Genomic DNA, 24698 nt, shown 5'->3' on the forward strand with positions numbered 1-24698 from the left:
CCTAAAATGGAATATGATCGTAAGGATGCCAAGGCCTGGGCAACAAAGACCGTAAGGGGCTTCTATCAGTGTCCGATCACCCCGATGACCGCCGATTACAAGTTCGATGTGGACGGTATCCGCTACAACATCGATAAATATGTCGAAATGGGCGTAGATGGCTTGGCCGTCGGCGGGTTCATCGCCGAATGCTGGAACGTCTCAGCGTCAGACTGGTTTCGCTATCACGAGATCGTTGCCGAGGCGAATGCCGGGCGGCTCGATCTGTGGACCATCGTGCTCGATCCAAGCGTCTATACCGCGATCGAGAAGATGCAGTTCGTCGAGAAGCTCGGGTATAACGGGGCTGAGGTGATCAACCCGGTTGTGCAGCTCAAGCGCGACGACGAAATCTATTCCTGGTTCAAGTTCCTGACCGACCACACCGATCTGGCCGTCTGCCTCTACCGGACCCCGGTTTCGGGCACCGTGCTGAGCTGGGACCTGATGCGCCGCCTGGCCGATATCGAAACCGTGATCGGCGTCAAACAAGGTGCCATGAGCCGTGCCGAGACAATCAAGATCCGCCAGCTAATGCCCGAAGGCTTCAACACGATGGAGCCATTCGAATACTTCTTCCTCGACGATCTGCGTCTTGGCGGCACCGTTTGCTGGGGTGAATTGTCCTACATGCTGTACGGCAAGAAGCGCCATTTCGCCAAGGAATACATCCGCCTGGCGCATGAAGGAAAATGGGAGGAAGCGCGGGCCGCTTCCGATCAGCTCAGCGAAGTCCGCGAATTCTATCACGACAACTTCCTGTGGGATATCGCCCGCACCGCGACCTATGCCAGCGCACTTGCCAATGTGAAGGCCTGGTACGAAGCGATTGGCCTCAAGGCTGGCCCGATCCTGCCGCCGGTGGCTGATGTGACGCCGGAAAAGAAAGAGCAGATCAGGGCCAAGCTGGTCGAACTGGGCATTGCCTGAACCGAACCAACGGGAATCCCAAAGCATGTCCAAGCAATTGCATTTCTGTTTCCACGGCGCCGGCGGGCTAGGCTCGGTCATCGGCGGATTCCTGGCGCGCGGCGGCCACAAGGTCACGCTGATTGCGCGCAAGCCCCATGTCGAGGCGATCCGCCGGGATGGCCTGAGTATTTCGGGTGTGCGGGCGCAATTCGTCCAGCGCGAAAACCTCTTCGCGGTCGAAACGCCCGAGGAGGTTGAAGGCGACATCGACTATTACATCCTGCTGACCAAGGCCAAGGGTACCGATCAGGCGCTGGACGATGCGCAGGTGTTGGTCGATCGCACCGCTTGCGCGCTGACTTTGCAGAACGGCGTGGGCAAGGAAGGCAAACTCCAGGCCGCGTTTGGCAAGGACAAGGTGATCGGCGGCTCGATCATGGACGGGGCGACCCTGCTCGAACCGGGCAAGGCGCTCAATCACATGGCGGTTCCCGTCACCGCCTATTTCGGCGAGCTGGAAGGCGGGGAGAGCGAGCGCACGCGGATCATGGCCGAAGCGCTCGACGCTGCGGGCATGGGTTCGCGCTCAACTCCCGATATCGTCCATGTCCATTGGGAAAAAGTGGTTCAGGTCGGTGGAGCATCGTCGTGGAGCGCCAGTACGCTGGGCGCGCTTCCAAAGCTCGATTTTGTGGATGGTGTGGCGGTTCGCGAAGGCGCCGAACACTATGTCCACGTCGTCAAGGATCTGCTGGCGATCTACAAGGCACTTGGCTACGAACCGCAGAACTATTTCGCGCCTGTATCCAGATTGGTCGAGATTGACCGTGAAGGCTTTGAAGAGGCAGTGTCCGGTGTCATGGCGATGGGCACCAGATTCAAGCCGGAAAACCGTCCCGTCCGCACCTCGATGCATGACGATCTCGTAGCGGGCCGGCGGATGGAAGTTGACGAGGTCCTGGGGCCGCTCGCGGCGGCAGCGGAGCAACTGCAGGTTCCTGCGCCAGCCTTCCTCAGCGCCTATCGGGTGCTCAAGACTTTGAACAGCTATCTGTAGTGAAAGATTGACCATGAGGCGTTATTCTATCGCCAGCATTCCGGGAGATGGAATTGGCCGCGAGGTGGTGCCTGCCGCAATCGAGGTGCTGACGGCGGCAGCGGCCAAGTGCGGTTTCGTGCTCGAATTCCGGCACTTCGACTGGAGCTGCCAGACCTACCTCAAAACCGGCAAGATGATGCCCGATGACGGGCTAGACCGGTTGCGCGATCATGATGCGGTGTTCCTCGGCGCGGTCGGCTTTCCCGGGGTACCCGATCATATCTCGCTGTGGGGGCTGCTGCTGCCGATCCGGCGCGAGTTCGAGCAGTACGTCAATCTGCGTCCGGTGCGGCTGCTGCCGGGCATCGCTTCGCCCCTGCGCGACAAGGCTCCTGGCGACATCGATTTCTGGGTGGTGCGCGAAAACTCGGAAGGCGAATATTCCCAGATCGGCGGTCGGACCGGGACCGGCGAGAACGAAATCGTCGTCCAGCAGGCGATCTTCACCCGCCGGGGCACCGACCGCATCCTGCGCTATGCCTTCGACTTCGCTCGGCGGAGCGGGCGCAGGCATGTGACCAGCGCGACGAAGTCCAATGGACTCTATCATTCGATGCCGTTCTGGGACGAGCGCTTTGCCGCGATCGGCGCCGAATACCCCGATGTTGCCGCCGATCAGTATCATGTCGATATTCTCGCCGCACGCTTTGTGATATCGCCCGAACGGTTCAATGTGGTGGTTGGTTCGAACCTTTTTGGTGATATCCTTTCCGATCTGGGGCCGGGAATCACTGGCACCATCGCTGTGGCTCCTTCTGCTAACCTCAACCCCGAACGGCGGTTCCCTTCGATGTTCGAGCCGGTCCACGGGTCTGCCCCGGACATCGCCGGGCAGGGCATCGCCAATCCGATCGGCCAGATCTGGTCGGGTGCCATGATGTTGGAGCACTTGGGCGAAGACGAAGCCGCCGCGCTGGTGATGCGCGCGCTCGAAGCCTCGCTCATTGCTCCTGATATTGAAAAGACCCCCGATCTTGGCGGAAACGGGACAACCGCCGGATTTGCAGAGGCAATCCGCACCAAGTTGCTGGGATTCTAGCCTGAAGGCTGGCGATCCTGGCCATGACGAAAGGAAACAGAGTGATGGCTGCTTATTTCATCGGATCGATCAAGTCGCACGACGAAGCCTGGGTGGCAGACTATATGGCCGCGGTTCCGGCGCTGGTCGGACGGCACGGCGGGGAAATGGTCTGCCGTTCGCACGAGTTCGTCCGTTATGAGGGCGAGGGAGCCGCACCTGACTATGTCGTGGTGATCCGGTTTCCTTCGATGGAGGCGATCGACGCCTTCATGAACGATCCAGACTATGCGCCGCACAAGGATGCGCGCATCGCCTGCGCCACATCGGATATCTTCGCGATCGCCTGAGGAGGCCGCCATGAAGGTTCTGCGCATTTTCCTGATCGCCGTGGGGATCTGGTATCTCTGCAATCTCGTGCTGCTCTGGCCTCCGGTCTACGGCGGGGCGCTGCCGTTGATCTACCCTGGGATCGCGCTGGGGCAGGGGACGCCGATGTTCGGCCTGTTGCTCGACGCATGGCTGATCGTCGGCGTCCAGTTGGCCGCGATCGGCGTCGTGGCACTATGGGGTGCTCGCGACCCGATGCATTACCGCGCGCTCGTCCCGGTGATCGTGCTGACCGAGTTGGTCGGTTCGGCCTGGGACATCTATAGCATTGTCTGGAGCGGTGAGGCTTTGTGGGTCGGGTTGACGACCTTGGTAGCGCACGCAGTGATTGTCGCGGGCGCTTGGTTTGCCGTGCGCGCGGTTGAGCGGGAAACCGCCGGATCAGTCAAGGCGTAGTCCACGGGCGCGCAACCGCGCAATAACATCGTCTGCCGCAGGGCAGGGCAGCCCTGCCTGCCGGGCGAAACGAGGAATCGCGCCGGTGAGGTGAGCGAATTCCGAAGGTCTGCCGCTTTCGAGATCGCGCTGCAGCGAACTGGTGACGTCGGGTGGAAAGCGGCCGATGAAGTCCAGCTTCTCGTATATGCAATCGGGCGGCAATTCGATGCCCAACGCCGCTGCGATCCGTTCGACCTCGGCCATGGCCTCGCGCAAAAGCGCGCTGGCCTGGGGATGGCCCAGCACCTGACCGACCTTCAGGCCGAACGCCGGGGCCACCGCGCCGATCGTCGCGGCCATCAGGAACTTGTCCCACAACGCTGGGCGCATGTCGCCTGTCAGAGTGGTGGGGACCCCAGCGGCTATAAGGTCGCCCGCAAGGATTGCCGAGGCCTGTCCGGCAGCCGGGTCGGTTGCGCGATCGGCGACCGGGCCGGCCAGCAGCGTGGCGGGGACGCCGGTGTGGCGCACGATCCCGTCTTCAAGCTCGAAGAAGCCGTGCATGCGTGCGCCAAGCACGACAGCGCGGGGCAGGGCGGCCTGGGCGATGCCGGGTGCTTCGACCCCATTCTGCACCGTCAGCAGCGTGAAGCGGCTTCCGCGCAGTGGTTCGAGCAGGGCAAGCGCGGATTCGATCTGAAACGTCTTGGTTGCCAGGATGGCATGATCCGGCGGCGTTGCGGGATCGCATGCTGCGGACACCGGCACACGCACTTGCCGCTCGGCCCCGCCTTCGGACAGCAGCACGCCCGTGTTTCGCAAGACCTCGAGCCGCGCTCCTCGGGCGATCAGCAGAACTTCATGCCCGGCGTTGTGCAACCGCGTGCTCAGGAAACTGCCGATTGCCCCGGCGCCGATGATGACAAACCGGCTCACCGCATTAGGCGAAGAAGCGGTTGTCCGGGCGCGGCAGGCCTAGATGGTCGCGCAGCGTTTCGCCTTCGTATTCGGTGCGGAAGAGGCCGCGCGCCTGCAGTTCCGGCACGACCTTGCCGGTGAAGTCTTCCAGACCTTCGGGCAGATAAGGGAACATGGTGGTGAAGCCGTCGCAGGCGCCCTGCTCAAGCCAGTGCTGCATTTCATCGGCGATGGTCTTGGCGGTGCCGACAAAGGCCAGCCCGCCATAGCTGCCGGCCTTGGCGGCGAGTTGCCGGATCGTCAGATTCTCCGCCTGAGCCAGTTCGATCATGAACCGCCGCGAACTTTTGCTGGCGTTGGATTCGGGGATGTCGGGCAGGGGGCCATCGGGATCGAAGCTCGATACGTCGTGACCCAGCATGCCGGACAGTGAATGGATGCCGCTGTCGTAGTGGACCAGGCTGTCCAGTTTCGCGCGCTTCGCGTGGGCTTCCTCGACGGTGTCTCCAACAACCAGGAATACGGCCGGCATGATCTTGATGTGATTGGGATTGCGTCCTACCGTCGCCGCCCGCCCTTTGACGTCGTCGTAATAGGCTTTGCTGCCTTCCAGCGTCGATTCCGCAGCAAATACGGCTTCGGCGGTTTCGGCAGCGAGCTGGCGGCCCGGGTCCGAGGCACCGGCCTGGAAGATGACCGGCCAGCCTTGAACCGGACGGGCGATGTTAAGCGGCCCGGTGACCGAGAAATGCTCGCCCTTGTGGTTCAGCGCACGCATCCGGGCGGGGTCGAAATAGATGCCCTTTGCTGCGTCCATAACGAAGGCATCGTCGGCGAAACTGTCCCACAGCCCGGTCACCACGTCATGAAACTCGCGGGCGCGGTGATAGCGCGCGGCGTGATCTGGCTGGGTCTCTAGGCCGAAGTTGCGGCTGCTGTCCGGATTCGAAGTGGTCACCACGTTCCAGCCGGTCCGCCCGCCGCTGATGTGATCGAGAGAGGCAAAGCGGCGCGCGACATGGAACGGCTCTTCGTAAGTGGTCGAGGCCGTTGCGACGAGGCCGATTCGCTCAGTCACCCCGGCCAGTGCGGAAAGCAACGTGAATGGCTCGAACGAGGTCACAGTGTGGCTGCGCATCAGCGCCTGGCGTGGCAGGTTGAGCACGCCGAGGTGATCAGCCATGAAGAAATAATCGAACTTGGCAGCTTCCAGGCTGCGGATGAAGCGCTGGATCGCTTTGAGGCTGAAGTTCGCGTCGCGGATCGCCCCGGGATAACGCCATGCCCCGGTGTGAATGCTGACCGGACGCATGAACGCGCCGAGGTGAAGTTGCTTGGCCATCAGTGCGTTTCCCGGTCTGGAGGTACGGCCGGACCATACCGAACGGTCCGGCCGTTATTTCGTTAGGCAGGCCTTGCCTTGCCTTGCGCCTGGTCGAGTTCCCGGCGAACGGCGAAGTGTTCTTCGTAGTTTTCGGGCTTCAGGGCGAAGGCCTTCTGGCGCGGGATGCGGTTGGCGTTGATTTCATCATATTTGAGGTAATAGGCCTTGTGCATCCGGTAGAACGGGATTTCCGGCCAGAGGTGGTGGATCAGGTGGTAATTCTGATAAACCAGCAGCGGGTTGAGCAACCATTCCCAGCCGAACCGCATGGTTGTCGCCATGTAAGGGTCTTCGTCTTGCGCGATGATCGCGGGATGATGTGGCAGGATGACGAAGACGATGGCGATGATGAACAGCGTGATCCGTGACGGCACGAACCACAGCATGAACAGTTCCCAGCCGAAGCCGAAGTAAATTGCCGCAACGAACAGCAGAGCGAGCAGCGAGTAGAATACGACCAGTTCGGTGCCATGTTTCTTGCGCACGTTCTGACCATGCTTGATGAAATACCAGATGTAGGCACCGTCAAAGAAGGTCCAGCGGAATGGAACCTGCCACCAGGGCGATTCATGCTCGAACCGGTCGGGGTCTTTGGGGCCGTTGGTATGCGTGTGGTGCTTGTTGTGGACCCAGCGCAGCAGTACCATCGGGGCGTAGGGGAAGAGGAAGAAAAGGCCGATCGCACCGATCGTTTCATTGATCCAGGAAACACTCGACAAGGACTTGTGCGCGGCGTCGTGGATCACGCTGAAGAGCAGATAGGTGATCAGTCCGTTGGCGATTGCGCCGACCCAAAGCGGAAGCATCGAGTTCAGCGCCAGGTACCAGGTCGTTGCGATCCCTGCCATGGAAATGACAAACAGGAGAGCCGTCGGCAGGGCGAGAACGGGCGCCTTTCGCAGCTGTTCGAAATGCTCTTCGGACGATCTGGGAAACGCGATTGCAGCCATTACCCGGGTTCCTTTCCTCTCACTGGTTTAGAAGCGCCTAGTTGGGTTGACGCTTGGCCTCTTTGTCGTAATTGACCGAGGTCATACCCTTGCACAATTTTCCCGCCTACACTATTCGTTGGACATTATGCAACTCTTTTCCCGTCATCCAAGGGGACTTCGGGCCGGGGAATGCTGGTAATCGGAGTACCGAATGAATGCACGCAAGGCTATCCAGCTTGCAGCGAAAGGTGATGAAATGGAACATCAGGCTACCGAGCGCTTGCCTCCCAAAGATTTGAGTGCGAATGATTCGCCGCGCAAGGCTATCCAGTCCGTGGAAACTGGTGTTCGCGTCCTCAGGGCCTTGATGGATTGCCCAAGGGATGGCGCACATCTGCGTGATGTTGCCGAGAAATCGGGTCTGTCACGCAGCCAGGCACACCGTTACCTGCTGTCTTTTGTCAATACAGGCGTGGTCGAGCAGAAGGTCCAGAATGGCCGCTATGCACTAGGTGAGTTTTCAGTTCGTATTGGCATGGCCGCGCTGGCGCGGGTGGAGCCGGTACGGATCGCTGGCGATAATCTGGCGAGCGTGCTGGAAGAACTGCAAACGACAGGGTTGCTGTCGGTCTGGGGCAATTATGGGCCAACGGTGATTCGCTGGATCGATGGCGGTCTGCCCCTGTTTACCAGTTTGCACGTCGGCTCTGTTTTGCCCTTGCAGGCTTCGTCCAACGGCATCCTGTATTTGGCCCATTGTTCACGAGCTTTGACTCGGCCCGTCATCGCCCAGGAGCGCGCCAGCGGGCTGGTGGTTTCCGACGACGAACTGGAAAGGCAGATAGTCCAAGCGCGCGAGATGGGATACGCGACCACACAGGGTACGGTTGTGCCTGGTCTCTCTGCCTTGAGTGTACCTGTGCTTGGTTCCGGGAACAGGCTTGTTGCAACGATGAGCGTTCTCTCGCGAGTTCAGGAAAAGCATTTTTATTCAAAGCCGAAGATCGAAAAGATCCGTTCGGCGGCCATGGCAGCGAGTCGTGCGATCGGCTGGCAAGGATAGCTCCTGCGGTTTTCCATCAGAAGTGGACTGGCCTCCATATTGGTGGACCGGCTTCATGGCGGGGGCGCTGCCAGGCCCGACCATCCGGAAGGTATGAAGGTTGTCGCTGACCCATAAAGAGCCAATCGGCAAACGGGAGTTCATCGCCATGATGGCGATGATCCAGGCATTGCAGTCACTTGGGTTTACAACTTTGCTTCCGGCCTTAGGTGTCATGGCAAACGATCTGGGGGCAAGCGGTTCAAACCAGCGGCAATGGGTCATCGGCACCTTCCTGATCTGCTCCGGCCTGTTTTCGCTCGTCCCGGGGACGATCTCCGACCGGCTTGGGAGGAAGCCGGTCCTGCTGGTTTGCATGGGCCTGTTCGCCCTGATCAATCTGCTTTGTGCTTTCGTGGCTGACTTTTCCGTCCTGCTGGCGGCCCGCGCGCTGCTTGGCTGTGCCTCGTCCGCCCTGACCGTCCTTCCTATGGCGATCATTCGCGACCGCTATCAAGGCGAAGACATGGCCAAGCTGCAAGCCTTTGTCGCGATGCTGTTTATGGCAGTCCCGACCCTTGCCCCAAGTTTGGGTTATGTGATCTTTACTACGCTCGGCTGGCGTGCCGTCTTCATTGTCATCGGCGTGCTGTCGATGGGAGTGTCAGCATGGTATTTCTACCGCATGGAAGAAACGCTGCCGCTTTCCCGGCGGCAGTCCCATGGTGCCAGAGAATTGTTCGGTAACATCCGCCTCGTTCTGACAAACCGCCGGTCGATCGGTTACGTCATTGGCATGGCCCTGATTTTCGGCGCTCACTTCGGCTTCATCAACAGCTCGCAGCAATTGATCGGCGAACATTTCGGGGCCGGCGGGGCCTATTCGGTAATCTTTGGCTTGATGGCGGGCTCGATGATGCTGGCCAGCATTGCCAATTCTGCGATCGTACACCGTTTCGGAACCCGGCGGCTTGGGCATGCCGCGATCCTCTGCTACCTCATCGTCTCGGTCTGCCAGGTCTATCTGGCATCGCGCCCGGGCGAGACCTTGTTGCAATTTGTCTTGCTGATGTCCGCGAACATGTGCCTGCTGATCACGGTATTCATCAATTTCACCGCAATTTCACTGCAGCCGTTCGGTAAGCTCGCTGGCGCTGCCGCCTCGGTCCAGACCTTCTTTCGGTTGGTACTTGGTGCTGGGCTGGGTGCCTTGATCGGTCAGGCCTACGACGGTTCGCCACTGCCTTTGGCCTATTCGCTCGTTGGCGTGGCGACTGTGACTATTCTACTGGTACTGTTCAGCGAGGGGGGCAGACTGTTCGCAGCGAGTGTGGCGGTACGGACGAAAGGCTGATCGCCGGACTTATTCGACCTTGAAGGGCTGAGGTATGCCCGGTGCCGGTCGGTCCGAAACCATTCTCACACCGTCTATCACGATCGGGCTAGCGACACCCTTGTAGCCTTCCGGGGTTACCGCCAGACCCCTTGCAACGACATGCGGATCAGCGAACACTTCGTCGAGCTCGTTGATCGGTCCGGCGGGTACGCCCGCGTCCTCCAGCGCGTTGAACAGTTCCTGCCGGTTCCATCGGGCCGTAAGCGTCTCCACGGTTTCGATAAGTTCGGACCTGTTCGCAAGCCGTGCGGGGTTGGTGGTGAAGCGCGGATCGTCATGCAGCGAGCATTCGAGGATGCGGCAAAGGCTGGCGAACTGGCTGTCATTGCCCGCCGCAATCACCAAGGGCCCGTCAAGCGTGGGGAAGGCTTGATAGGGTGCCAGATTGGCATGACCGTTGCCGAACCGGCGCGGGACCTTGCCCGAAGTCATCCAGTTCATCGCCTGATTGGCCATGACCGCCACCTGGGTATCGAGCAGCGCCATGTCGATATGGGCGCCGCTGCCGGTGCGGTCCCGGCGGTTGAGCGCGGCGAGAATCGCCACAGTGCTGTACATGCCCGTGAACAGGTCGGCCACCGCGATGCCCGCCTTCTGTGGCTCGCGATCGGGTTCGCCGGTCATCGACATCATGCCGCCCATGGCCTGGGCGATGAAATCGTAGCCCGCGCGGTGGGCATAAGGCCCGGTCTGCCCGAACCCGGTGATCGAGCAAGTAATCAGGCGCGGGTTCAGTTCGGACAGCGCGGCATGGTCAAGCCCGTATTTCGCCAGCCCGCCGACCTTGTAGTTTTCGATCAGGATGTCGGCCCCGTTCGCCAGCTCGCGGATGATGGCCTGGCCTTCCGCGCTGGCGATGTCGATCGCGAAGGAGCGCTTGCCGCGATTGGTCGAATGGAAATAGGCCGCGCCCAGACTCGTACCGTCTTCTGCGGTGACGAACGGCGGCCCCCAATGCCGCGTGTCGTCGCCCGCACCGGGCCGCTCGATCTTGATCACTTCGGCGCCCAGGTCCGCCAGCAATTGCCCGCACCAGGGGCCGGCCAGAATGCGGGCGAGCTCAAGCACCCGCACCCCATCGAGCGGTTTGGACGGATCGCCGGTTACCGCGGCCCGCCAGGACGGTTTCGCCATGGTCAGTCTCCGCCCAGCGCGGCGATGCGTTCGCGCCAGCGGCGAAGCCCGTCGCCTGCACCTTTTGCCAAGGTGAAGCTGTCGATCCCGTTGGCGATGAAGCGGGCACCGCCATCGAGGAACTGCTGGACGAGCCGCTCGTCGCGCGAAAGGATCCCAGCCGGTTTGCCGGTTGCCACGATACGCGCCAGCGCCTCGCCGGTCAGCTTGAACAGGGCATCGAAGCTGCTTCCGCCCAGCAAACCTTCGGTCGCGGCCAGGTCCGCAGGTCCAAGAAACAGCGCGTCGATCCCGTCCACTGCGGCGATCGCCTCAATATTGTCGACGGCGGTCGCGGTCTCGATCTGGGCGATGATGCAAACCTGCGCATTGGCTTCTGCGACATAGGCAGGATAGCCACCCCAGCGCGCGGCACGGGCGCCACCGAGGCCGCGTTCGCCTGCAGGCGGATAGCGGGACGCAGTTACGATGGCCTGGGCCTGTTCGGCGGTTTCGACCATCGGAACCATCAGAGTCTGCGCTCCAAGATCGAGAACCTGCTTGATTGCTACCGGATCGTGGCCGGCAATCCGGACGATCGCCGAACACGGCGGCGTCGCCTCGATCGCACGCAGCTGCGCGACGATGCCGGGCAGGGTCTGCGGGCCATGTTCGCCATCGATCAGCAGCCAGTCATAGCCATGGCCCGCGCAGATTTCGGCAATGTCTGGATGGGCCAGGGCCAACCAGAAGCCAAGCTGGACCGGACCTTCGCGCAAGGCCGCCTTGAAGCGGTTGACGGGTGTTTGCATTTTCGCCCCCTAAACGAACCGGAACCCGATTGAACCAAACTCGCCGAAATCGGCATTGAAGACATCGCCCGGCGCCGCTTCGACCGGGCGCGTGAACGATCCGCCGAGCACGACTTCTCCGGCTTCTAGCCCTTGCCCCCAGGGCGCGAGCCGCCTTACCAGCCACGCGACGCCGTTGGCGGGATGGTTGAGCACCCCTGCCGCAAGGCCGGTCTCCTCGATCACCCCGTTGCGGCTGAGCAGGGCGCCGATGCGGCGCAGGTCGAGCCCGTCGGGTTTCGCCGGCAGACCGCCGACAATGATTCCGGCATTGGCGGCATTGTCGCTGATCGTGTCCAGGACCTTGCGCGCGGCCCCGGTTTCGGCATCCTTGGGATGCACCCGTGTGTCGATGATTTCGATTGCCGGAACCACATAGTCGGTGGCGCTCAGGACATCGAAAATCGTCGTCTGTGCTCCTTCCAGGCGGCGCCCGAGCACAAAGGCCAACTCGACCTCGACCTTGGGCGTGATGAACCGCGCGGCCGGAACGTCGCTGCCCTGTTCGAACACCATGTCATCCAGCAAGGTGCCGTAATCGGGTTCGGTGATCCCGGCTGCCTGTTGCATCGCGCGCGAGGTCAGGCCGATCTTGTGGCCATACACAGTCCGCCCCCGCGCCAGCTTGAGATCGACCCAGGCCTGGTTGATTCGGTAGGCATCCTCGATCCGCATGCCGGGGAAGCGCACGGAGAACGGCCGGATCCGTTCACGGGTCTGCTCGGCATGGTCGAGTTCCTGCGCCAATTGCGCGACCAGTCGACCGTCGAATGTCTCGCCTGTCATGTGTTCTGCTCCCAATGCGTAACACTTGAGAAAACTCATTGCACAATGTCAAACGATATCTTAGGCTCCGGCAAAATTGACTGTGAACTCCGGCGAGGAGTCGCGCGAATATTTCGTCAGGATCACATGGGAGAATGTCATGGCTGTTGAAGGGGTTATCAGGGAAGAAAAGATCACGGGCCGGGGCTTGACCTCGCACACCCTCTTGGCGGGCGATCCGTCCAAGCCGGCAATTCTGCTGCTTCACGGTGCGGGTCCGGGCGCACATGCCGCATCCAACTGGTATCACCTGATACCGGACCTTGCCGAAAACTTCTTCGTGATCGCGCCCGACCTGATCGGTTTCGGCCAGTCGGTGATTCCCGATCCGTGGCCTGACAGCGTGATGGGCTGGATCGGCACGCGGGTCGATCAGTGCTTCGGCTTGCTTGACGCACTGGGCGTCAAGAAGGCCCACGTTGTTGGCAATTCGATGGGCGGCGCGCTGACCCTGCAGATGATGAGCGAAGAACCCGACAAGATCGACAAAGTGGTCTTGATGGGGTCGATCGGGGCGCCCGGCCCGCGCACCCCGGAATTGATCCGCCTGCTCTCGTTCTATTCGGACCCGCGTTACTCTCGCTATCGCCAGGTGATGCACAGCTTCGCCTACGATGCAGAGAAGTTCGAAGGCATGGAGGAAATCGTCGAGAACCGTTACAAGATCGCCACCGATCCGGGAATCATGAAGACCGCGGTCAAGATGATCGATTCGATGAAGAACGGCATTGAGACGCTCAACATGCCGCCCGAACTGCTGGGCAAAATGCCGCACGAAGTGCTGATCTTCCATGGCCGCCAGGACCGGGTGGTGCCGCTCGACACCAGCCTCTACCTGATCCAGCATCTCAAGCATGCCGAGCTGTACGTTCTCGACCGTTCGGGCCACTGGTCGCAGCTGGAACGGTGGGATGTCATGCGTCCGATGATGGAAATCCATTTCGGCGCCCGCACGTTCTAGGCGGTTGGCCTCGTTGCATGTCTGGTCAGCATTTTCACCAAGGTCCGCGATTGGGTACTTCGGCACGGTCGGACCAAGGCCCGGTCGTGCCGCCAGTGGGTGATGGAGCTTCAGTTCAGGTGGAGCAGCACGCGGCGGCGTTATGGGACTATTCTTTACACATTTATGCCAAGCCGGGTGTGGCAGCTTCCTGCCTTGCCTTGCAGGACCAGCATGGTTGTGACGTCAACACGGTGTTGCTTTGCCTTTGGTTGGCAGGGGCGCGTAGCACCATTCTCGCTGTTTCGGACATCGAGGCCGCGCAGCACTCGGCAGCAACTGCGAATGAACGCTTCGTGCAACCGGTCCGTTCGGTGCGGCGCTGGATGAAGCAGTGGTGCCAAGGTACGCCTGAGTCGGAAATTAACGCCGCAGCCTATGCGGCGCTGAAGACGGCAGAGTTGCATGGTGAACGTCTGGTCCAGTCCCAAATGCTCACTGGGCTGGACCTGGACCAGTTGACCCGTGCCGAGTCGTCCGAAGCAGCAGTCCAGGCAAGCTTCGCCAACTATTGTACCTTGGCGAGCACATCTGGCGGAGTGGCAGAGGAACTGGGTGAGCTTGTTGCCAGGGCCTGGCATTGAGCCAGTCCTGCCTGTCGGGCTAATTGCATTTGAGGAACGGGATATGGATCGGTGCCTGGATGGATCAGTTGTCGCGATCACTGGTGCCGGGCGCGGAATAGGTCGCCAACTGGCGTTGTATTGCGCCGCGCAGGGGGCGGCAATTATCGTCAACGATCCTGGCGTGGCGCAGGCGGGCAACGGCGGCGATACCGCATTCGCTCAGAACACCGCCAACGACATCATCGCTGCCGGGGGCAAAGCGGCTGCCAACTTCGGTAATGTTGCAGATCCGGCGGAGGCGCAGAGCATTATCGAGGATGCGGTACGGAAATTTGGCCGAATTGATGCGGTCGTGAACAATGCAGGCATCCTGCGAGACAGCATCTGGCACAAGATGAGTCACGCGGACTGGACCAGCGTCATCGCGGTCAATCTTACTGGTGTCTTCAACGTTTCCAAGGCCGCCACGCCCTATTTTCGTGAACAGAAGGCGGGCAGTTTCGTTCATTTCACTTCGACGAGCGGTCTGATCGGCAACATCGGGCAGGCGAACTATTCGGCGGCAAAGTTGGCCGTCGTCGCGCTTTCGCAGTCTATTGCGCTCGACATGGCGCGGGTTGGCGTCCGCTCGAACTGCATCGCGCCTTTTGCGTGGAGCCGCATGACCTCGTCAATTCCCGCGACAACGCCTGCCGAACACGAACGTGTCCAACGGTTGCAATCCATGTCGGCAGACAAGATCGCGCCGTTGGTTGCCTATCTGGCATCCGACCTGTCCAAGGACGTGACGAACCAGATTTTCGCGGTTCGCAAGAATGAAATCGCCCTGTTTTGCAAGCCCCGGCCGATCCGGTCGATGACCAAGGTCGAAGGCTGGACGCCGGAGGCAATTGCCCACGAGCTTGTACCTTCGTTTCGCAACAGCTTCGCGCGCGCCGATGAAGTCTCGGCGCATGTCTTTCCTTATGATCCAATCTGACAGGTAACCGATGAGCAACGCCGGCATGAATACAGAAGTCTTCGAACAATTCTTGATACAGCTTGAACGCTTCGTGCGCGACCGGCTCATTCCTGTCGAGCGCAAAATTATTGAAACCGACCTCATCCCCGAAAACGTCCTCGAAGCGATGCGCGACATGGGTCTGTTTGGATTGACCATACCGGAAGAGCATGGCGGCGCCGACATGAACATCAGCCAGTATATCCGCACCATGCACACGCTAAGTTATGCGATGCCGGCATTCCGCTCGATCATCTCGATCAATGTCGGCATGTTCGCCTCAGCCTTCAAGAATGGTGGAACAGAAGCGCAGAAGGCTGCATGGCTGCCGCGCATTGCTGCGGGTGAAATCGCCGCTTTCGGCCTGACCGAACCCGGTTCGGGATCAGATGCGGCGGGTCTGCAGACAACTGCGGTGCCGACCGCCGACGGCTGGCTTCTCAATGGCACCAAGCGATATATTACCAACTCGCCCTTTGCGAAGGTAGGACTGATCATGGCGCGGACGGCCACGGAAAATCTGCCCAAGAACGCCCATATATCGGCATTTATCGTCCCTCTTGACATACCCGGCGTGACGATCTGCAAGTCGGACAGGAAGATGGGCCAGTCTGGTAGCCATATCGCCGATATCGTGCTGGAAGATGTCCACGTTGGCAGCGAGGCTCTGCTCGGCGGCGAACTTGGCAAGGGCTTTGCATTAGCGATGATGAGCCTCGACAACGGCAGGATGTCGGTGGGCGCCGCAGCGACCGCTTATGCCCGCCGGGCGCTGGACAGCGCCATCCGATACGCGACCGAGCGCAAGGCATTCGGCGAGCCGATTGCCAACTTCCAGTTGATCCAGCAGATGCTCGCCCAGAGCGAGATCGAAATCTATGCCGCCGAATGCATGATGGACGATGTCACCCGGCGCGCCGACGCAGGCGAGAACATCTTGCGCAAAGCAGCGGCGTTCAAGGTTTTCGCGACGGAAATGTGCGGCCGGGTGGTTGATGCCTGCGTCCAGATCCACGGCGGTGCCGGCTATCTTGCCGAATACGATGCCGAACGTTTCTTCCGCGATGCGCGCATATATCGGATTTATGAAGGCACGACCCAGATCCTGCAACTCCAGATTGCTAAGCACATGCTGCGCGAATTTGCGGCGGCGAATTGACCTTCGTGGGTTGCACTTCATCCGCAGGCTGCACCATGGGCGGCCAAGGGTTTCATTCCGCCCCGCCCTGGCGCGTGGCCAATTCGCCTGCGGGCCGGATCAAACGCCATGTATAGTTTTCTCGATGGCCTATCGATCATTGAGGCATCGTCATTCGTCGCCTCTCCCACGGCGGGCCTTTATTGCGCGCAATTTGGCGCACAGGTGATACGTGTCGACCACACTGGCGGCGGCCCCGATTACCGGCGCTGGCCTGTGACGGAGGCGAACGACTCGCTCTATTGGGAGAATCTCAATCGTGCAAAAAAGTCAGTCGCGGTTGATCTTCGCAGGCCTGAGGGGCGTGAAATAGTGCAGGAACTGGTGAGGGCAACCGGCCAGCTCATCACCAATTTTCCGGTGGATGGTTTCCTGTCCCATGCCCTCCTCGCGCAGGGGTGTCCGGATCTTGTCACCTTGCGGATAATGGGGTGGGCCGATGGCTCGCCCGCGCTCGATTACACCATAAACAATGCCGTGGGATACCCTATGCTGACTGGAACCGGCCCCGATCCGGTCAATCATGTCCTGCCCGCGTGGGATCTCATTTCCGGCGCATACGGAGCATTCGCCATGCTTGCCGCGATGCAGTGGCGAAGCACAAGTGGCGAAGGATGCGAGATCCGGCTGCCGTTGTCAGACGTGGCGATCGGCACGGTCGCAAACCTCGGTGGACTTGCAGAAATGCTCTATACGGGCCGGGATCGTCCGCGCCTTGGCAATGCAGTTTATGGCTTGTTCGGTCGCGACTTCACCACGCGTGACGGGGTGCGGATAATGATTGTCGTTGCCACGCATCGCCAGTGGGCCAATTTGCTGGTAGCGCTGGGCCTTTCCGAAGATGTTGCGGCCATCGAACAAGAGCGCGGTGTTTCTTTCGAACACGATGACGGCCTCCGATATACCTTGCGTGACATGCTCTATCCCTTGTTTGAACGGGCAATCCGTTCGCGTGATTACGCCGATCTGTCCACTGCCTTCGCTGCGGGGGGAATCGTCTTTTCGCCCTATCGCAGGATGCTTGATGCGGTTCACGATCCAGCGCTGGTAGCGAATAATCCGATTTTCGGGACGGTGCCAAATCCCAGCGGCTTCGACTATCCCGCCGCGGGCACATTCGCCACCGTTCCTCAAATGCACCGTCGGGAGCCTTGTCCCGCGCCGTACAATGGCCAGCATACCGAAGAAGTCCTGGCGGATCTGCTCTCGCTGCCTGCCGCCGAAATCGGCCGCCTGATCGACGCAGGTATTGTGGGCAACATAGCGAGTGGAGACCCGAAATGACCCTTCGTCGCGCAGCCATTGTCATGCCGATCCGCACTGCGGTGGGCAAGTTTGGCGGCTCTCTTTCGCCGATGACTGCAGGCGAGCTTGGCGCAGTCATCCTCAAGGCCCTGATCGAGCGCACGAAGATCGATCCCGCCCGGGTTGACGATGTCGTGTTCAGTCAGGGATATGGCAACGGCGAGGCGCCGGCCATCGGCCACTGGTCATGGCTGGCTGCCGACCTGCCGCTTGAAGTCCCCGGCTATCAGCTCGACCGGCGCTGCGGTTCGGGGCTGCAGGCGATCGTCAACGCCGCGATGATGGTGCAGACGGGGATGTCCGACGTTGTTGTCGCCGGCGGGGTCGAATCAATGTCCAACGTCGAACATTATTCAACCGACCTTCGCGGGGGCAAGCGTTCCGGCAATATCACCCTTCACGACAGGTTGACGCGCGGACGCCTTATGTCTCAGCCGACGGAGCGTTTTGGTGTTATTTCCGGCATGATCGAAACGGCCGAAAATCTTGCCAGGGATTATGACATCAGCCGGGAACAGGCAGATGCCTATGCCGTGCGCAGCCACCAGCGGGCCGCGGCTGCCTGGGCGAATGGAATGTTCGACGACGAAATCGTGCCGGTCGTGGTGCCGCAAAGAAAGGGCGCGCCTGCCATCTTCGCACACGATGAAGGTTATCGCGGCGACGCGACGATGGCTTCGCTCGGCGCGCTGAAGGCGATTGAGGGCGGCGTCGTAACCGCTGGCAACGCCAGTCAGCAGAACGACGCCGCTGCAGCTTGCCTAGTGGTGGCCGAAGACAAACTCGACGAGCTGGGGGTGGAACCGATCGCCTTTTATCATAGCTCGGCCGCGGCGGGCTGTGATCCCAGTCGCATGGGAATTGGTCCCGTTCCTGCAGTGCAACGCTTGTTCGCCCGCAGCGGCCTTGGCTGGGGCGATATTGATCTGGTTGAGCTGAACGAAGCCTTCGCACCGCAAGTCCTGGCGGTTCTGAAAGGATGGGGCTGGTCGGATGACGACGGCCGGAACGAAATCCTCAATGTCAATGGTTCGGGTATATCGCTTGGCCACCCGATCGGTGCAACCGGTGGTCGTATTCTTGCCAACCTTACCCGCGAACTTGTGCGCACGAAAGGCCGCTACGGTCTTGAGACGATGTGCATCGGCGGCGGACAAGGCATCGCCGCAATCTTCGAGCGCGCGGCCTGAAGGTGGCTGATCTGCGCCAGGCCCTGAACGCCGCGAGAGACTATCGCGCCTCGGTCAAGGCAGCGTTGGGCGCGCGCTTGGTGTCCGGAAGGATTGATGAGGAGCAGCGGGCCGCGCACGGCTATGCCTGGGTGGCCACGCTTGTGGCTGCGCTGGAAGCGGTGCTCGAATGGTCCGAGGCCAGGGGCAGCAAGAATGATCTTGACGCCAGGATCGCCATTCTGGCCTTCGCTGAATGCATTGGCCAGATCGGTGGCGGCCTGCCGATGGGCCAGAACGAAATCTTCCGCCCCGGCGACCTCGGACTTGGCAGCGCTGCCCGCACGCTTTTCGACCGGTGCGCGGACCTGCTCGATGTGGACTATGCGGCAACCAGAGGCGAAGTGGCCGCAGCCCTGGCCCAGGGGCAATGGCCAAGCGAGTCGCTCGATGATGCCGAAGCCGACACGATCCGCGAGCAATACCGTCGCTTCACCAATGCTGTCATCGTGCCTCAGGCGCACGGATGGCATCTGGCGAATGACCTGATCCCCGAGGCAGTGATTCAGGCCATGGCCGATCTCGGTACATTCGGAGTCTGCATACCCGAAATCTATGGGGGTCTTGGCCTTGGCAAGCTAATGATGTGCATCATAACCGAGGAATTGTCGCGCGGCTGGATTGGCGCGGGTTCGCTTGGCACGCGGTCCGAAATCGCCGGCGAACTGATCGGCTTGAACGGCACCGAAGCGCAAAAGGCCTGGTGGCTGCCCAGGATCGCGAGCGGCGAGGTTTTGCCGTCAGCAGCCTTCACCGAACCCGACACCGGATCGGATCTTGGCTCCATTCAAACCCGCGCACGGCACGACGGCGATCACTGGGTCATCAACGGGGCGAAAAACTGGATTACCCATGCCAGCCGATCAGATCTGATGACGATGCTCGTGCGAACATTACCTGAAGCCAAGGGTTACGCCGGGCTGTCGATGTTGCTGGTGCCCAAGCCTCGGGGCACGAGCGATGACGGTTTCCCAGCCCCTGGCATGACCGGAAGCGAGATCGAGGTCCCCGGTTATCGCGGGATGCGCGAATATGCCCTGCAGTTCGATGCCATGACCGCGCCGGCAGACGCCCTGCTGGGCGGCGAGGAGGGGAAAGGGTTCAAGCAGCTCATGCGTACCTTCGAGGGCGCACGCATCCAGACCGCCGCGCGGGCAGTCGGCGTCGCGCGGCGGGCCCTCGAACTGGGCCTCGACTATGCCTTGGTTCGCAAGCAATTCGGCAGGGCCATCGTCGGGTTTCCGCGCGTGTCGGACAAGCTGGCGATGAGCCTTGTCGATTTTGTGATGGCGCGTGAACTCTGCTATGCTGCCGCGCGAGCCAGGGATTCGGAAAAGCGCTGCGATATTGAGGCCGGCATGGCAAAGTTGCTTGCCGCTCGCGCCGCCTGGTCGAACGCCGACGCTGCGCTGCAGATCCACGGCGCCAATGGTTATGCCCTTGAATACGAGATCAGTCGCATCCTTTGCGATGCGCGCATCCTCAACATTTTCGAGGGCGCTGCGGAAATTCAGGCTCAGGTGATTGCCCGCGGCCTGACCGGAGATGATTTATGACCACCCAGCCAGACGAACAATGGCAAAGCTGGATCGGTCGTGAAGAATTGCGTCACGACTATCTGGAACTCGCTGCCGCAAGACGGTGGCTGGCGACTTTCGACCGCGTTGCGCCGGCAGATGGCAGCGTGCCGCAAGGCTATCATTGGTGCCTTTGCCTGCCAGACGCGCCAACAGCGGCATTGAGCGTGGATGGCCATCCGGTGCGCGGCGGCGAAAGCAGCTTCATGCCACCACTTCCTCAGTCGCGCCGGATGTGGGCATCGAGCAAGATCGAATTTCTTTCGCCGTTGCTCATCGGTCAGAAGGTGCAGCGCAGATCGCGGATCAATTCCATCGCCGAAAAGCAAGGGGCGACCGGCAAGCTTGTTTTCGTCGAGATAGCACAAGAAACCCGCTGCGAAGGCGAACTCTCCGTTCGCGAAACCCAAGCGATCGTTTATCGGGATCCCATGCCTTTGGGCACCGCAGAGCTGCCAAGGCCGTCTGACATGATCTTCGACGGATCCCGATGGGTTGCGCACCGCGCGCTGGTCCCCTCCGAAACCTTGCTGTTCCGATTTTCGGCGCTGACCTTCAACAGTCACCGGATTCATTATGATCGGGCCTACACCTGCGAAATCGAGGGGTATCGCGGCCTCGTCGTTCACGGTCCGTTGACGGCGACACTGCTGCTGGAACTCGCCCAGCAGCACTTCGGCGACAATGCGCTTCGGTGCTTCGATTGCCGAGCGGTGTCTGCCGCGATCTGCGGCGAGGAACTGCATTTGGCGCTTCGCGCGAACGGCAATAGTGTTCAGTTCGTCGCCCATGCGCGCGATGGCCGTCCGATCATGGTTGCCAGCGCCACCCTTTGACCACCTTCCAGGGAAATTGAAAGTGACAATCGATCCGCAAAAATTGCTCAACTTTCGTATTCCTGCGGTTCGTCAGACCGTCACTCCACGCGATGCTGCATTTTACGCCTTATCGATCGGGATGGGGCGAGATCCTACCGACCTCGCGCAGCTGCCATTCGTGGATCCCCTTCGTGGACCGGTTGCCATGCCCGGCATGGCGCTCGTTCTCGCGAGTCCCGGGTTCTGGCTGGGGCACCCTGATTCTGGTGTAGATCCGGTTTCCGTCCTGCATGCCGGCCAATCCATGGTACTGCTTGGCCCGGTTCCGGCAACTGGCGAAGTCGAAAGCACAACCCGCGTCACCCACATTGTCGACAAAGGCGCGGGCAAGGCCGCGTTGATATTCACCGAAACCAATATCCGCGATGATCGCGGCACCTGCTTTGCCTGTCTTGAACGTACGATCTTCATTCGCGGCGGCGGCGGGTTCGGAGGGGAAGGCGAAGCACCGCGAAGTTCGCCGGTACCCGTGGCGGAAGGCAATGCCGGTCTTGTCATTGACCTGACGACCGGTCCCGAACAGGCCCTGATCTATCGTCTCAATGGAGATCTCAACCCGCTGCACAGCGATCCCGCAATCGCGGCGCGCGCCGGGTACAGGATGCCGATATTGCACGGCTTGGGCACGATGGGCATCATCGTTCACGCCATCCTCCGCGGGCGACTTGGCTACCAGGCCGAGCGCCTGCGCGCAGTGCAACTGCGTTTCGCCGCGCCGGTGTTCCCTGGTGAAACCATCAGAACCGAAATCTGGAATAATGGCGCTTTTCGGGCATCGGTGCTCGAGCGCGACGTCATCGTTGCAGATCAAGGGTTTTTCACAATCTCTCAGGATGAGGGCGATGCAGTTTCTTAGTCCTTTCGAACCTCAACACTTTCACGAAATCCGCGACGGCGTGCGCCGGCTGTGTGAAAAGTTCCCGGGTGAATATTGGCGCAAGCTCGACGCTGATCGCGAATATCCGACCTCCTTTGTGGATGCGTTGACGAGCGCTGGCTATCTTTCGGTGCTCATACCCGAGGAATATGGCGGATCAGGTCTGGGCCTTTCGGCTGCAGTTGCCATCCTTGAGACGATTCAAGCGATGGGTTGCAACGGAGCGGCATGCCATGCCCAGATGTATAACATGGCCATCATCCTCAGACATGGATCGGATGAGCAAAAGCGCCTTTATCTTCCCGCGATCGCAAGCGGCGCACTGCGCTTGCAGGCTTTCGGCGTAACCGAGCCGGGAAGCGGCTCCGATACCACTGCGTTAAGGACGACGGCAGTTCGCGATGGGGACTATTTTGTGGTGAGCGGCCAGAAAATCTGGACCAGTCGCGCCGAACACAGCGATCTCATGCTGCTGCTAGCGCGGACTTCGCCGCGCGATCAAGTTTCGAAGAAAACCGACGGTCTTTCCATATTCATCGTCGATATGAATCAGGCTCGCACCGCGGGTTCGCTAACGATCCGGCCTATCCGCACCATGATGAACCATGCCACGACGGAACTTTTCTTCGACAGGATGCGCATCCCGGTCGCCAATCTCTTAGGCAAAGAAGGCAAGGGCTTTCATTGCATCCTTTCGGGCATGAATGCGGAAAGAGTTCTTATTGCTGCCGAATGCGTCGGTGATGCAAAATGGTTTACCCGAAAATCCATTGCTTATGCCAATCAACGGGTGGTTTTCGATCGCCCCATTGGCATGAATCAGGGCGTCTCTTTCCCGATCGCGCGAGCCCACGCAAATATGCGCGCTGCCGAGCTCATGGTCCATGAGGCCGCGCGCCTTTACGAAGCGGGGCTTGAACATGGACCCGAGGCGAACATGGCAAAAATGCTTGCCGCGGACGTAGCAGTCGAAGCGGGCAACGCCTGCATCCAGACATATGGCGGATATGGCTTTGCTGAGGAATACGACATCGAACGGAAATTTCGAGAGGCCCGCCTTTATCAGGTGGCACCTGTTTCGACCAATCTCATATTGTCATTCATCGCAGAGCATGTCCTGAAACTACCGCGAAGCTATTGAGGCGGCCACCACGCTCCGTCGTTTCCGCTCACTCGACACAACGATTGTTGCTGCGACCAGGCAGCGCAACACTGAAGAAGAAAGGTGGCCTGCCCTAGAATGCGGCAATGCCAGTGAGTGCTCGACCAAGGATGAGCGCGTGCACATCGTGCGTGCCTTCATAGGTGTTGACGGTTTCCAGATTCACCATGTGCCGCATGACTTGATATTCATCGCTGATGCCATTACCGCCGTGCATATCTCGGGCATGGCGCGCAATATCAAGCGATTTTCCGACATTGTTACGCTTGACGAGAGAGACCATCTCCGGCGCGAACCTGCCTTCATCCATTAGGCGGCCGACACGCAATGAGGCTTGCAACCCTAGCGCAATGTCTGTTTGCATATCGGCGAGCTTCTTTTGATAGAGTTGGTTGGAGGCAAGCGGCTTTCCAAACTGGTGCCGATCAAGCCCATATTGGCGGGCTGCGTGCATGCAATATTCTGCTGCGCCGAGCGCTCCCCAACTGATCCCATAGCGTGCGCGGTTTAGGCAATCGAAGGGGCCCTTGAGACCCTGGACCCCGGGGAGCAAGGCTTCTTGGTCAACCTCAACCTCATCCATCACGATCATGCCGGTGGTCGAGGCGCGCAGGCTGAGCTTGCCCTTGATCTTGGGAGCGGAAAGCCCCTTCAGGCCCTTTTCAAGCACGAAGCCGCAAATGGCCCCATCATGTGCTTCGCTCTTTGCCCAGACGACAAAGACGTCGGCGAAAGGAGCATTCGAAATCCATGTTTTGATGCCGGAAAGGACATAGCCACCATCAATCCTCTTCGCGATTGTGCGCATGCCCGCAGGATCAGATCCCGCATCAGGTTCTGTCAGGCCGAAGCAGCCGATCAGCGAGCCTGCGGCTAGGCCAGGCAGATATTTAAACCGCTGTTCCTCCGAGCCGAAAGCAAAAATCGGATACATGACGAGCGAGCTTTGCACCGATGCCATTGAACGATAGCCCGAATCCACGCGCTCAATCTCGCGCGCGATCAGACCGTAGGAGACATAGCCAGCTCCAGCACCGCCATAAGACTGTGGGATCGTCGCTCCAAGCAAGCCGGCTTGTCCCATGAGTGGAAACAACTCTGCTGCATCCAGCTCTTCGCGGAAGGCATTGATGACCCGGGGCTGAAGTTCGCCTTGCGCGAAGCCATGAGCCGCATCACGCACCATTCGTTCTTCTTCAGTCAGTTGATCGTCAAAGTTGAAGGGATCGCTCCAATCAAACCGTGCCATCTCGATCATAAATTCCACTCGTCATATGATATCATTCGGTTCAGATGCAGTAATGGCGAGGAGTTCTTCAAGCGTTACCGCGAACCTTGTGAGTTGGACAAATTCCGAAAGTGAAACAATCCACGCAAATACCCGCATGCGGTTGTAGCGAGCTGAAATTCCCCCGAAGGCTACCCTGCCGAGCATAAGGCCAACCGGGCCAGCGAGGAAAACTGGGCCAAAAGCGCTTTTGTCGAGCAGCGAAGCGGAACCGAACACCAGTGCAATCAAGCGATAAATTGCGCGTCGTAGCCATAGATAACGACGACTATCCAACACAAGGTGCGTCCTCAATATGGCGACTGGCTATCCGCATACTCC

The 24698-nt window shown here is 60.2% G+C and carries 25 protein-coding genes; 17 read left to right on the forward strand and 8 right to left on the reverse strand.

The annotated features are described in order from the left end of the window. Positions 1–6: 6 nt before the first annotated feature. The 5 genes from FHS75_RS05910 to FHS75_RS05930 are packed head-to-tail and all read left to right on the forward strand — an operon-like array spanning position 7 to position 3854. A complete protein-coding gene (locus FHS75_RS05910; protein WP_066762435.1) occupies positions 7–969 on the forward strand; it encodes a dihydrodipicolinate synthase family protein in 963 nt (320 codons plus the stop codon). A 25-nt stretch (positions 970–994) separates the two neighbouring features. Beyond that, positions 995–2008 carry a ketopantoate reductase family protein gene (locus tag FHS75_RS05915; RefSeq protein ID WP_066762432.1) on the forward strand — a complete coding sequence of 338 codons (1014 nt, stop codon included), beginning with the start codon at positions 995–997 and terminating at the stop codon, positions 2006–2008. A gap of 13 nt (positions 2009–2021) precedes the next feature. Then, entirely contained in the window at positions 2022–3089 is a 1068-nt protein-coding gene (locus FHS75_RS05920; RefSeq protein ID WP_066762429.1) for a tartrate dehydrogenase, read from the forward strand. Positions 3090–3133: 44 nt separating this feature from the next. Beyond that, entirely contained in the window at positions 3134–3418 is a 285-nt protein-coding gene (locus tag FHS75_RS05925; RefSeq protein WP_066762426.1) for a DUF1330 domain-containing protein, read from the forward strand. Between the two features lie 10 nt (positions 3419–3428). Further along, complete coding sequence (locus FHS75_RS05930; RefSeq protein ID WP_066762424.1) at positions 3429–3854, forward strand: BphX family protein; 426 nt, start codon at positions 3429–3431, stop codon at positions 3852–3854. On the opposite strand, the gene FHS75_RS05935 is transcribed toward FHS75_RS05930, so the two are convergent. From FHS75_RS05935 to FHS75_RS05945, 3 genes are all read right to left on the reverse strand, one after another. Then, complete coding sequence (locus tag FHS75_RS05935; RefSeq protein WP_066762421.1) at positions 3840–4772, reverse strand: 2-dehydropantoate 2-reductase; 933 nt, start codon at positions 4770–4772, stop codon at positions 3840–3842. The two genes, FHS75_RS05930 and FHS75_RS05935, sit on opposite strands and share 15 nt — an antisense overlap. A gap of 4 nt (positions 4773–4776) precedes the next feature. Continuing rightward, a complete protein-coding gene (locus tag FHS75_RS05940; protein WP_229735636.1) occupies positions 4777–6066 on the reverse strand; it encodes an LLM class flavin-dependent oxidoreductase in 1290 nt (429 codons plus the stop codon). 92 nt (positions 6067–6158) lie between these two features. Then, positions 6159–7088, reverse strand: coding sequence for a fatty acid desaturase (locus FHS75_RS05945; protein WP_066762417.1), 930 nt, complete (start codon positions 7086–7088; stop codon positions 6159–6161). A gap of 193 nt (positions 7089–7281) precedes the next feature. Here FHS75_RS05945 and FHS75_RS05950 point away from each other — a divergent pair, with 193 nt between their 5' ends. Both FHS75_RS05950 and FHS75_RS05955 read left to right on the forward strand, forming a co-directional pair. Next, positions 7282–8133, forward strand: coding sequence for an IclR family transcriptional regulator (locus tag FHS75_RS05950; protein ID WP_229735635.1), 852 nt, complete (start codon positions 7282–7284; stop codon positions 8131–8133). A 100-nt stretch (positions 8134–8233) separates the two neighbouring features. Then, positions 8234–9466 (forward strand): multidrug effflux MFS transporter, encoded by a 1233-nt coding sequence (locus tag FHS75_RS05955; RefSeq protein ID WP_229735634.1) that lies wholly within the window; start codon positions 8234–8236, stop codon positions 9464–9466. Positions 9467–9475: 9 nt separating this feature from the next. On the opposite strand, the gene FHS75_RS05960 is transcribed toward FHS75_RS05955, so the two are convergent. From FHS75_RS05960 to hpaH, 3 genes are read right to left on the reverse strand one after another with little or no spacing between them, the layout of a single operon-like run. Continuing rightward, entirely contained in the window at positions 9476–10642 is a 1167-nt protein-coding gene (locus FHS75_RS05960) for a CaiB/BaiF CoA transferase family protein (protein WP_066762408.1), read from the reverse strand. Positions 10643–10644: 2 nt separating this feature from the next. After that, positions 10645–11433 carry an HpcH/HpaI aldolase family protein gene (locus tag FHS75_RS05965; protein ID WP_066762406.1) on the reverse strand — a complete coding sequence of 263 codons (789 nt, stop codon included), beginning with the start codon at positions 11431–11433 and terminating at the stop codon, positions 10645–10647. A 9-nt stretch (positions 11434–11442) separates the two neighbouring features. Then, complete coding sequence (hpaH, locus tag FHS75_RS05970; RefSeq protein WP_179406804.1) at positions 11443–12258, reverse strand: 2-oxo-hept-4-ene-1,7-dioate hydratase; 816 nt, start codon at positions 12256–12258, stop codon at positions 11443–11445. A gap of 139 nt (positions 12259–12397) precedes the next feature. Here hpaH and FHS75_RS05975 point away from each other — a divergent pair, with 139 nt between their 5' ends. From FHS75_RS05975 to FHS75_RS06020, 10 genes are all read left to right on the forward strand, one after another. Beyond that, the gene (locus FHS75_RS05975) at positions 12398–13258 is read left to right on the forward strand and encodes an alpha/beta fold hydrolase (RefSeq protein ID WP_179406805.1); all 861 of its coding nucleotides are present in this window, start codon (positions 12398–12400) and stop codon (positions 13256–13258) included. Positions 13259–13377: 119 nt separating this feature from the next. Beyond that, complete coding sequence (locus FHS75_RS05980) at positions 13378–13881, forward strand: TIGR02444 family protein (protein ID WP_179406806.1); 504 nt, start codon at positions 13378–13380, stop codon at positions 13879–13881. Positions 13882–13924: 43 nt separating this feature from the next. After that, positions 13925–14842 carry an SDR family NAD(P)-dependent oxidoreductase gene (locus FHS75_RS05985; protein ID WP_179407400.1) on the forward strand — a complete coding sequence of 306 codons (918 nt, stop codon included), beginning with the start codon at positions 13925–13927 and terminating at the stop codon, positions 14840–14842. 10 nt (positions 14843–14852) lie between these two features. Then, positions 14853–16022 (forward strand): acyl-CoA dehydrogenase family protein, encoded by a 1170-nt coding sequence (locus FHS75_RS05990; protein WP_179406807.1) that lies wholly within the window; start codon positions 14853–14855, stop codon positions 16020–16022. A gap of 108 nt (positions 16023–16130) precedes the next feature. Then, entirely contained in the window at positions 16131–17345 is a 1215-nt protein-coding gene (locus FHS75_RS05995; protein ID WP_179406808.1) for a CoA transferase, read from the forward strand. Beyond that, positions 17342–18556, forward strand: a complete 1215-nt coding sequence (locus FHS75_RS06000) for an acetyl-CoA C-acetyltransferase (RefSeq protein WP_061939684.1) — start codon at positions 17342–17344, stop codon at positions 18554–18556. The genes FHS75_RS05995 and FHS75_RS06000 overlap by 4 nt, the downstream gene beginning before the upstream one ends. A gap of 2 nt (positions 18557–18558) precedes the next feature. Continuing rightward, entirely contained in the window at positions 18559–20151 is a 1593-nt protein-coding gene (locus tag FHS75_RS06005) for an acyl-CoA dehydrogenase family protein (protein ID WP_179406809.1), read from the forward strand. Further along, positions 20148–21008, forward strand: coding sequence for an HTD2 family dehydratase (locus FHS75_RS06010; RefSeq protein ID WP_061939682.1), 861 nt, complete (start codon positions 20148–20150; stop codon positions 21006–21008). The genes FHS75_RS06005 and FHS75_RS06010 overlap by 4 nt, the downstream gene beginning before the upstream one ends. Positions 21009–21030: 22 nt before the next feature. Continuing rightward, the gene (locus FHS75_RS06015; RefSeq protein ID WP_061939680.1) at positions 21031–21906 is read left to right on the forward strand and encodes a MaoC/PaaZ C-terminal domain-containing protein; all 876 of its coding nucleotides are present in this window, start codon (positions 21031–21033) and stop codon (positions 21904–21906) included. Continuing rightward, positions 21893–23068, forward strand: coding sequence for an acyl-CoA dehydrogenase family protein (locus FHS75_RS06020; protein ID WP_179406810.1), 1176 nt, complete (start codon positions 21893–21895; stop codon positions 23066–23068). The genes FHS75_RS06015 and FHS75_RS06020 overlap by 14 nt, the downstream gene beginning before the upstream one ends. 94 nt (positions 23069–23162) lie before the next feature. On the opposite strand, the gene FHS75_RS06025 is transcribed toward FHS75_RS06020, so the two are convergent. Together FHS75_RS06025 and FHS75_RS06030 are read right to left on the reverse strand one after the other, a co-directional pair. Next, on the reverse strand, positions 23163–24347 hold the full coding sequence (locus tag FHS75_RS06025; RefSeq protein ID WP_179406811.1) for an acyl-CoA dehydrogenase: 1185 nt from the start codon (positions 24345–24347) through the stop codon (positions 23163–23165). A 12-nt stretch (positions 24348–24359) separates the two neighbouring features. Then, complete coding sequence (locus tag FHS75_RS06030) at positions 24360–24653, reverse strand: hypothetical protein (protein ID WP_179406812.1); 294 nt, start codon at positions 24651–24653, stop codon at positions 24360–24362. Positions 24654–24698: the final 45 nt, after the last annotated feature.

The organism is Novosphingobium marinum, assembly GCF_013408095.1.
Classification (GTDB): domain Bacteria; phylum Pseudomonadota; class Alphaproteobacteria; order Sphingomonadales; family Sphingomonadaceae; genus Novosphingobium; species Novosphingobium marinum.

What these genes read in the sequence shown, in the direction of transcription:
- FHS75_RS05910 (WP_066762435.1), top strand. Translation starts at nt 7, where the DNA reads ATGGAATATGATCGTAAGGATGCCAAGGCCTGGGCAACAAAGACCGTA.
- FHS75_RS05915 (WP_066762432.1), top strand. Translation starts at nt 995, where the DNA reads ATGTCCAAGCAATTGCATTTCTGTTTCCACGGCGCCGGCGGGCTAGGC.
- FHS75_RS05920 (WP_066762429.1), top strand. Translation starts at nt 2,022, where the DNA reads ATGAGGCGTTATTCTATCGCCAGCATTCCGGGAGATGGAATTGGCCGC.
- FHS75_RS05925 (WP_066762426.1), top strand. Translation starts at nt 3,134, where the DNA reads ATGGCTGCTTATTTCATCGGATCGATCAAGTCGCACGACGAAGCCTGG.
- FHS75_RS05930 (WP_066762424.1), top strand. Translation starts at nt 3,429, where the DNA reads ATGAAGGTTCTGCGCATTTTCCTGATCGCCGTGGGGATCTGGTATCTC.
- FHS75_RS05940 (WP_229735636.1), bottom strand. Translation starts at nt 6,066, where the DNA reads ATGCGTCCGGTCAGCATTCACACCGGGGCATGGCGTTATCCCGGGGCG.
- FHS75_RS05945 (WP_066762417.1), bottom strand. Translation starts at nt 7,088, where the DNA reads ATGGCTGCAATCGCGTTTCCCAGATCGTCCGAAGAGCATTTCGAACAG.
- FHS75_RS05950 (WP_229735635.1), top strand. Translation starts at nt 7,282, where the DNA reads ATGAATGCACGCAAGGCTATCCAGCTTGCAGCGAAAGGTGATGAAATG.
- FHS75_RS05960 (WP_066762408.1), bottom strand. Translation starts at nt 10,642, where the DNA reads ATGGCGAAACCGTCCTGGCGGGCCGCGGTAACCGGCGATCCGTCCAAA.
- FHS75_RS05965 (WP_066762406.1), bottom strand. Translation starts at nt 11,433, where the DNA reads ATGCAAACACCCGTCAACCGCTTCAAGGCGGCCTTGCGCGAAGGTCCG.
- hpaH (WP_179406804.1), bottom strand. Translation starts at nt 12,258, where the DNA reads ATGACAGGCGAGACATTCGACGGTCGACTGGTCGCGCAATTGGCGCAG.
- FHS75_RS05975 (WP_179406805.1), top strand. Translation starts at nt 12,398, where the DNA reads ATGGCTGTTGAAGGGGTTATCAGGGAAGAAAAGATCACGGGCCGGGGC.
- FHS75_RS05985 (WP_179407400.1), top strand. Translation starts at nt 13,925, where the DNA reads ATGGATCGGTGCCTGGATGGATCAGTTGTCGCGATCACTGGTGCCGGG.
- FHS75_RS05990 (WP_179406807.1), top strand. Translation starts at nt 14,853, where the DNA reads ATGAGCAACGCCGGCATGAATACAGAAGTCTTCGAACAATTCTTGATA.
- FHS75_RS05995 (WP_179406808.1), top strand. Translation starts at nt 16,131, where the DNA reads ATGTATAGTTTTCTCGATGGCCTATCGATCATTGAGGCATCGTCATTC.
- FHS75_RS06000 (WP_061939684.1), top strand. Translation starts at nt 17,342, where the DNA reads ATGACCCTTCGTCGCGCAGCCATTGTCATGCCGATCCGCACTGCGGTG.
- FHS75_RS06010 (WP_061939682.1), top strand. Translation starts at nt 20,148, where the DNA reads ATGACCACCCAGCCAGACGAACAATGGCAAAGCTGGATCGGTCGTGAA.
- FHS75_RS06020 (WP_179406810.1), top strand. Translation starts at nt 21,893, where the DNA reads ATGCAGTTTCTTAGTCCTTTCGAACCTCAACACTTTCACGAAATCCGC.
- FHS75_RS06025 (WP_179406811.1), bottom strand. Translation starts at nt 24,347, where the DNA reads ATGATCGAGATGGCACGGTTTGATTGGAGCGATCCCTTCAACTTTGAC.